The sequence below is a fragment of the Paraburkholderia sp. SIMBA_053 genome, assembly GCF_046534895.1.
In the GTDB taxonomy this organism is placed as follows: Bacteria; Pseudomonadota; Gammaproteobacteria; order Burkholderiales; family Burkholderiaceae; genus Paraburkholderia; species Paraburkholderia caledonica.
This window is the reverse complement of sequence record NZ_JAWRXU010001958.1, coordinates 1-228: the sequence shown is the minus strand read 5'-3', so window position 1 is coordinate 228 and position 228 is coordinate 1. Positions and strand designations below refer to the sequence as shown.

The 228-nt window shown below is 62.7% G+C and carries 1 protein-coding gene; it reads right to left on the bottom strand.

Going from position 1 to position 228, the window contains the following annotated elements; translation table 11 throughout:
• Positions 1-226 (bottom strand): methylene-tetrahydromethanopterin dehydrogenase N-terminal domain-containing protein (locus SB753_RS42380; protein WP_410805873.1); only part of this gene is annotated, 226 nt, incomplete at its 3' end.
• Positions 227-228: the final 2 nt, after the last annotated feature.

Here is a 228-nt window from a genome sequence, read left to right as displayed (position 1 = left end):
GCGCGCGGTCGAGCATATCGGCGGCGAGCATCACATCGCGTCCACCGATAAAGATACCCGTGCGCGACACGCCTTTCGGGCCGCGCGAAAAGATCGCGTCCTGGGTCAGTTGCACGACGTTGCGCACATCGACATCGCAATACGGCACGACGATCTGATAACCGGCGTCGGCGGCCATGTTGACGTCGAACGGGCTCATCTGCGGCGTCGGCGTGAACATGTGCAGGA